This is a genomic window from Pseudoalteromonas sp. S8-8 (assembly GCF_000497875.1).
GTDB classification, from domain to species: Bacteria; Pseudomonadota; Gammaproteobacteria; order Enterobacterales; family Alteromonadaceae; genus Pseudoalteromonas; species Pseudoalteromonas arctica.
In genome coordinates this window covers 67,018-73,640 of sequence record NZ_AUTR01000022.1, presented here as the reverse complement: position 1 = coordinate 73,640, position 6,623 = coordinate 67,018, and the positions used below count along the sequence as shown (strand labels likewise).

General features: G+C 39.0%; 9 protein-coding genes. 6 read left to right on the top strand and 3 right to left on the bottom strand.

Features of this window, described 5'->3' with window-relative positions; all coding sequences use genetic code 11:
* Positions 1 to 23: 23 nt before the first annotated feature.
* The 3 genes from flgN to flgA form a co-directional block, all read right to left on the bottom strand.
* On the bottom strand, positions 24 to 455 hold the full coding sequence (gene flgN / locus L659_RS0106370) for a flagellar protein FlgN (RefSeq protein WP_024589967.1): 432 nt from the start codon (positions 453 to 455) through the stop codon (positions 24 to 26).
* Positions 448 to 768 carry a flagellar biosynthesis anti-sigma factor FlgM gene (gene flgM, locus L659_RS0106365; RefSeq protein WP_007581856.1) on the bottom strand — a complete coding sequence of 107 codons (321 nt, stop codon included), beginning with the start codon at positions 766 to 768 and terminating at the stop codon, positions 448 to 450. The genes flgN and flgM overlap by 8 nt, the downstream gene beginning before the upstream one ends.
* Before the next feature lie 76 nt (positions 769 to 844).
* Positions 845 to 1,552 (bottom strand): flagellar basal body P-ring formation chaperone FlgA, encoded by a 708-nt coding sequence (gene flgA / locus L659_RS0106360; RefSeq protein WP_024589966.1) that lies wholly within the window; start codon positions 1,550 to 1,552, stop codon positions 845 to 847.
* 140 nt (positions 1,553 to 1,692) lie between these two features.
* Here flgA and L659_RS0106355 point away from each other — a divergent pair, with 140 nt between their 5' ends.
* From L659_RS0106355 to flgE, 6 genes are all read left to right on the top strand, one after another.
* Complete coding sequence (locus tag L659_RS0106355) at positions 1,693 to 2,625, top strand: chemotaxis protein CheV (protein ID WP_007581858.1); 933 nt, start codon at positions 1,693 to 1,695, stop codon at positions 2,623 to 2,625.
* Positions 2,626 to 2,645: 20 nt separating this feature from the next.
* Complete coding sequence (locus L659_RS0106350; protein ID WP_007581859.1) at positions 2,646 to 3,476, top strand: CheR family methyltransferase; 831 nt, start codon at positions 2,646 to 2,648, stop codon at positions 3,474 to 3,476.
* Between the two features lie 145 nt (positions 3,477 to 3,621).
* Positions 3,622 to 4,029, top strand: coding sequence for a flagellar basal body rod protein FlgB (flgB, locus tag L659_RS0106345; RefSeq protein ID WP_002959431.1), 408 nt, complete (start codon positions 3,622 to 3,624; stop codon positions 4,027 to 4,029).
* A gap of 5 nt (positions 4,030 to 4,034) precedes the next feature.
* Positions 4,035 to 4,466 carry a flagellar basal body rod protein FlgC gene (gene flgC, locus L659_RS0106340; protein ID WP_007581860.1) on the top strand — a complete coding sequence of 144 codons (432 nt, stop codon included), beginning with the start codon at positions 4,035 to 4,037 and terminating at the stop codon, positions 4,464 to 4,466.
* 13 nt (positions 4,467 to 4,479) lie between these two features.
* Positions 4,480 to 5,160, top strand: coding sequence for a flagellar hook assembly protein FlgD (locus tag L659_RS0106335; RefSeq protein WP_007581861.1), 681 nt, complete (start codon positions 4,480 to 4,482; stop codon positions 5,158 to 5,160).
* Between the two features lie 59 nt (positions 5,161 to 5,219).
* The gene (gene flgE, locus L659_RS0106330) at positions 5,220 to 6,590 is read left to right on the top strand and encodes a flagellar hook protein FlgE (RefSeq protein WP_024589965.1); all 1,371 of its coding nucleotides are present in this window, start codon (positions 5,220 to 5,222) and stop codon (positions 6,588 to 6,590) included.
* The last annotated feature ends 33 nt before the right edge of the window (positions 6,591 to 6,623 follow it).

Sequence of the window (6,623 nt, the reverse complement as noted above, 5' to 3'; positions counted from 1 at the left end):
TTTTTTAATGTAAAATTTTGGGCTTACGCTTTTAAATTACGAACCAGTTTACTCTCGGTATTTACAGACTTACCGGCTTGGTCGTAGGTCATTGACGTTGGTGCGCCAATTAATATCTCTTTTAATTGTTTAACACTAAGTTGCGCTTGACGGGCAGCATGAGCATTAACATTATTTTGTTTTTGGCATTGCGCAAGTTGAGTTTTAACTTGGCTTATTAGCTCAGATATTTCAGGATTTTGTGTATCGTTACTGGCAATTAGCTTACTTAGCTCTTTATCTAGAGTGCTTAGCTTAGTTAAAAAAGACATTTTTTGTTGGGTAATTTCTTTTAAACCAGCACCACGTCGTGAAGCAATAGCAGTAAGCTCGTCGTTTAATAGCGTATGCAAAGAATCTAAACAACTTACTTGTTGGTTTAGTTTTACGCTAATTAAACTATTATGATCAGCCATACACGTTAAACTCAAAATCAGCTAAGTTTTTAGCAAGCTTTTCACTGTCCACTTGATATTTACCTTCGGTTATTGCTTTTTTAAGCTCAGCAACTTTATCGCTATCAAAGCCAGACGATTGCTGTGCTTTATCTTGAAGCGTTTTTAATTGCTGCGCTTGCGGCGTCAAGCTTACAGAGTCACTTGCTGCTTTAGGCGAAGGTGTCTGCGTCGCTTGTGTATTTGCGTTATCTTTTTTTAAATCAACTTGTTGTTGCTTTGCATTTGTTAACGCATTAGCTTGTTGATTACTGCCATTAACTTGATTAACCATAATAATAAACCCGTATATTACCCAACTTATGCCATGTTATCGGCATATACGCAGGATACTTTAGTATAAATCTAAATTAAATATTCACCTGAACAGACTCTACACCATCTACTCTCGCATTTAAAACTTTACCTGACTTTTTGTTTTTTATTTGTATCTGTTCGCCCAAAGTACCGTCTTCTAAAGCAATACCTGTGGTTTTAATTCTAAGGCCTCTAAGGTTAGCGTAAATATTAACAGAGTCACCTTTACACACCATACAAATTTGGTTTAGTAATACTGGCATACCACTTCTAATATTTCGTTTACTTCTGCTGCCTATTAGCATTGTGGGGTCATCTAAGTACTGTATTCGTACAAAGTGAGTTGGTTTCATTTCAATACTTAAATGCGATTTAGTTATTACTTCACCGCGGGTTAAATTAGCAGTAGCAACAACAACTGGAGCCATTTCAACAACTCTTACATGAACATATTGAGCCCACGTTTGCGCATCATTGCACTTGGCTTGTAGGGTTACTTGGCGGTTAAATGGTGGCTCATCGGATGTTGATAATTCAAGCTCAGTATTACAGACACGATCAGGAATGCGACTATCTAAAGGCAGTGCACTTAATTGAATATTAGTATTTTGCAATGTACCAATCTGCTTAGCTATATAAGCAACGGCCATGTCCTGTAATAAATCTTTACTAAACACTTTAGCTTGCAAAGGGAATACAAAGCACAAGCTAGTAACAAAATAAAAAACACTGTATCTTCTGATTTTTTTTAACAAACTCATAATGTTTCGACTATGCTTATGGTTTCAAACAGGGTATAAATATTTTGCGTCAAAAAGTAGACGCACCCGCGATGTTATGTAGCTTTATAAATAGAAAGCAATTATCGTTCCGTATTATTTGTTTTCTTTAGGAGATTTGAATGGCAGGCATTTTAGACTCAGTAAACCAACGCACACAGTTGGTTGGGCAGAACCGCCTAGAATTACTTTTATTTAAGCTCAGAGGGCGTCAGCGTTTTGGTATTAATGTATTTAAAGTGAGAGAAGTGCTGCAATGCCCTCCACTAACAAGCATGCCAAAATCTAATCCGTATATTCGTGGTGTTGCACATATTCGTGGTCAAACTATTTCAGTAATTGATTTATCAATGGCTGTAGGTGGGCGCCCAATCGACAACATTAAAGACAGCTTCATAATTATTGCTGAATACAATCGCTCTGTGCAAGGGTTTTTAGTGGGCGGAGTTGAACGTATTGTAAATATGAATTGGGAAAAAATAATGCCACCGCCATCAGGTGCCGGACGTTATTCATATTTAACAGCAGTGACCGAAATCGAAAATGAATTAGTCGAAATTCTCGATGTAGAAAAAATTCTCAACGAAATTTGCCCAGTAAACACAGAAGTAAGTGCTGAAGTTGCACAAAGTGGCGATATTCAAAAAGATTTAGGCGAACGTATCGTATTTATTGCAGACGACTCTGCTGTTGCGCGTAATCAAGTTAAACGTGCCCTAGAGCCTTTAGGTGTGCAAACAGAGCTTGCCAAAAATGGTAAAGAAGCACTTATAAGATTAAAAGAAATAGCAGAGCTTGATTGTAAAAACGATATTACTGAGCGAGTAGCGTTACTTATCTCAGACGTTGAAATGCCAGAAATGGACGGCTATACCTTAACAGCTGAAATAAAAGCAGATCCCAAACTTGCACCTTTGCATGTTATTTTGCATACCTCTCTGAGTGGTGTTTTTAACCAGGCTATGATTGAAAAAGTCGGGGCAGATGACTTTATTGCTAAATTTAACCCAGACGAATTAGCAACAGCGGTTAAAAAGTGGGTTCATTGTGATTAACAAAAATAGGTGCTACTAACTTGAATAATAAAGATTTGCAGCAAAGTGAATACGACCAGTTTCGTTCGTTTTTAGAGCAGCAATGCGGCATTGTTTTAGGTGAAAACAAACAGTATTTAGTTAAAAGCCGACTTGCTCCGTTAATGACTCGATTTAATGTGGGATCTTTATCGGAGTTGGTTAGTAAAACTCTCGGGCCTCACGAGCGGCAATTAAGAGCCGCAGTGGTTGATGCAATGACCACAAACGAAACGTTGTGGTTTAGAGATCAATACCCGTTTGAGTTGCTCCAAAACAAGCTCTTCCCTGAGTTTAAAGACTTAAGAAGGCCTTTAAAAATTTGGTCTGCTGCCAGCTCATCAGGACAAGAACCCTATTCAATAGCTATGTCAGTAGCTGAATTTAATACTAAGCAACCTGGTGTGCTTCGTATGGGTGCACAAATTATTGGTACCGACATATCTAATACCATGCTTGATATGTGTAAAAATGCAGAATATGACGCGCTTGCACTTGCCAGAGGGTTATCTGCAGAGCGTCGTAAAAAGTTTTTTAAAGACAGCGGCAATGGTATGGCACAAGTAAACGATACAATAAAAAAACAAGTTAGTTTTAGGCACCTGAATTTGCTTGATTCTTACGCGTTAATGGGCAAATTTGATATTATTTTTTGCCGTAATGTACTTATTTACTTTGCGCCTGAAATAAAAGCTAAAATTATTAATCAGTTTGCACAAGCATTAAACCCAAAAGGGTACTTATTTTTAGGAGCGTCAGAGTCCCTAACTGGCCTAAGTACTGAATTTGATATGGTTAGATGCAACCCCGGTATCATTTACCAAAAGAAATAATTAAGCTAATTCATTTCCCTAAAACGACGCACCAAGCGTCGTTTTTCTATTTAGATACATAGTCTTATAAAAATATAACACTTCCTAATATTAATGGCTTATTTTTTGCTTTATTCATGGGTAAGTCAATTTTTTGGAGAAGGTTATGGCTATCAGTTTTGATAAAGCATTAGGTGTGCATCCGCAAGCCATGTTGATCCGTTCACAGCGAGCTGAATTAATTGCAACTAATATAGCTAACGCTGATACGCCTGGCTATAAAGCAAAAGATATTGATTTTGCCTCTGCATTAAAAGCGGCAAGGTCAACCCAGCAAAGCGGCAATACTATGGTAAGAACTAATGATAAACACATTGGTGGAGGTACTCATAGTATGGGAAGTTCAGAATCATTTCGTTTGCCAAATCAATCAGATACAGGTGATGGTAACTCGGTTGATATACAAGTGGAACGAAACTTGTATACACAGAATGCTATGGAGTATCAGGCCAGCTTGCAATTTTTAAGCGGCAAATTTAAAGGCCTGAATAAAGCTCTCGGTAGTCAAGGATAAAAATTATGAGTTTATATAATGTTTTCGATATTGCAGGTTCGGGTATGAGCGCACAAAACGTTCGCTTAAATACTACAGCTAGTAATATTTCTAATGCTAATACCATTAGTTCATCTCAAGACAAAACGTACCGAGCGCGCCAACCTGTATTTGCGGCTGAACTAACAAAGGCTTCAGCATCAGTAAGTAACCAACAGGGCTCCGCAGTTGGTGTGAAAGTTTTGGGCATTGTTGAAAGTAATGCACCATTACAAATTGAATATAACCCAAACCATCCAAGTGCGGATGAAAATGGCTATATCTATAAACCCAACGTCAATGTTGTAGAGGAGATGGCAAATATGATTTCTGCCTCTCGTTCTTACCAAACAAACGTGCAAGTTGCTGATGCAGCAAAGCAAATGCTAAGTAAAACACTGTTGCTAGGGCAGCGGTAACCGAGGGTAGGTTATGAGTAACGATATTAGTACATCTTCATCCTATTTAGACTCTATACGCTGGCAAGAATCGCAAGTAGCGACCAGTGATAATGAGAGTGATGCGTTAACACAAGAAGACTTTTTCTCTTTGTTAACTCAGCAATTATCGTTTCAAGATCCCAGTAACCCTGCGGATAACGATCAAATGATTGCTCAAATGACTAGTTTCACAATGGCGCAAGGCATCAGCGATTTAAATTCAAATTTTGATAGCTTAGCGTCTTCTATGACATCAAATTCAGCATTGCAAGCATCAACACTTGTTGGCAAGCAAGCTTTACTTGAGTCAAACACCCTGGATTTAAATGAAACGGGTGATGCCAGAGGCTCTGCAGTGGCAGAAGAAGCCGTTGATAACTTAAAAATTAAAGTGACAGATGCATCAGGTCAGCTAGTAAGAACTATTGATATGGGTTCTCAATCAGCAGGTGCAGTACGTTTTGCGTGGGATGGCAAAAATGAAGCCGGTGAGCGTTTACCTGAAGGTGAATACTCAGTAACCGCCGAAGGAAGTACTGACGGCGAATTTTCAAGCTTGCCCATTGCTACATTCAAGAACATTGAAAGCGTTAATATTAATGGCTCAAGTGGCATTATTATTAACACTAAAGAAGGTGCGGTTAGGCTGACAGATGTAGCAGAAATCGCGTAATGAATTTTAGTATTTTTCGCCTGCTAGCAGGCCACAGACTAACAGGTTAGAGGTGAATTATGAGCTTCAATATTGCATTAACCGGCCTTGCTGCCGCGCAAAAAGATTTAGACGTAACGGCAAATAATATTGCAAACGTTAATACCACAGGTTTTAAAGAGTCACGCGCTGAGTTTGCCGATGTTTACGCTTCATCAGTATTTAGCTCTGGTAAGACTAAAAATGGTGACGGTGTGCAAACAACCATGGTTGCGCAGCAGTTTCATCAAGGCTCACTACAATTTACAAATAACTCACTTGATTTAGCAATCACTGGTGAAGGTTATTTTGCGATGACCGACGATTTATCTTCGCAAGATTTAACATATACACGTGCAGGTGCATTTAAGCTTAACCAAGATAACTTTATGGTTGACGCAAAAGGTAACTTTTTACAAGCATTCCCAGTTGATTCATCTACAGGTGATACAACGTCGGTAAGTTTGAGCACAACTGATCCAATTCAAATCCCTGATTCGTCTGGTTCACCTCGCGCAACAGAAAATGTATTTTTGTCGTTTAACTTAGATGCAACGGCGGATCCAACAGGTCTAGATTTTGACCCTGCTTCTAGTGGTACTTATAACTCATCTACGTCAACAACGGTATATGATTCACTAGGTGAACCACATATTTTACAATACTTTTTTGCTAAAGAAGATGATGCCGCAGCAGGTGGTACAGATAACAGTTGGGAAGTATACGCAACACTCGATGGCAAAGTAGTTGATGGCACAACTGGTGGAGAACAAACAACGACACCTTATACACCACTAACTACCCTAGGTTTTAACTCAAGTGGTTTACCATCAACAACAGGTGGTGTGGCAAATACAAATACAACCACTTTTGATGAAATACTACTGCCAGCGGGTTCTGGTGCTGGTTTATCAACATTACTAGACAATGGTGCAACTTTCCCAGGTACTGGTATTGAGCTTAACTGGCGCGACGAAAATAACACGGCAGGACGTATCCCAACTCAGTATTCAAGTGGTTTTGAAGTAAAAGCACTCGATCAAGATGGTTCAACGGTAGGCCGTTTAGCCGGAATTGATATAGGCACAGACGGTAAAATTGTCGCTTCTTACAGTAATGGTGACTCAACATTTTTAGGCCAAGTGGCTATGGTACGTTTTCCAAATTCACAAGGGTTATCACAAGTGGGTGATACAAGCTGGAAGCAAAGTATTGATTCAGGTGAACCTGTAGCGGGTGAAGCTGGTTCGGGTACATTTGGTGGAATTAACTCATCAGCGCTTGAGCAATCAAATACAAACCTTACTAATGAACTAGTAGACTTAATTACTGCACAGCGTAATTACCAAGCAAACTCACGTGCGCTTGAAGTTAACTCAACTATTCAGCAAAGTATTTTGCAGATTCGATAAGCTAAACCCCATTAAATATATTAGGCTGCATTT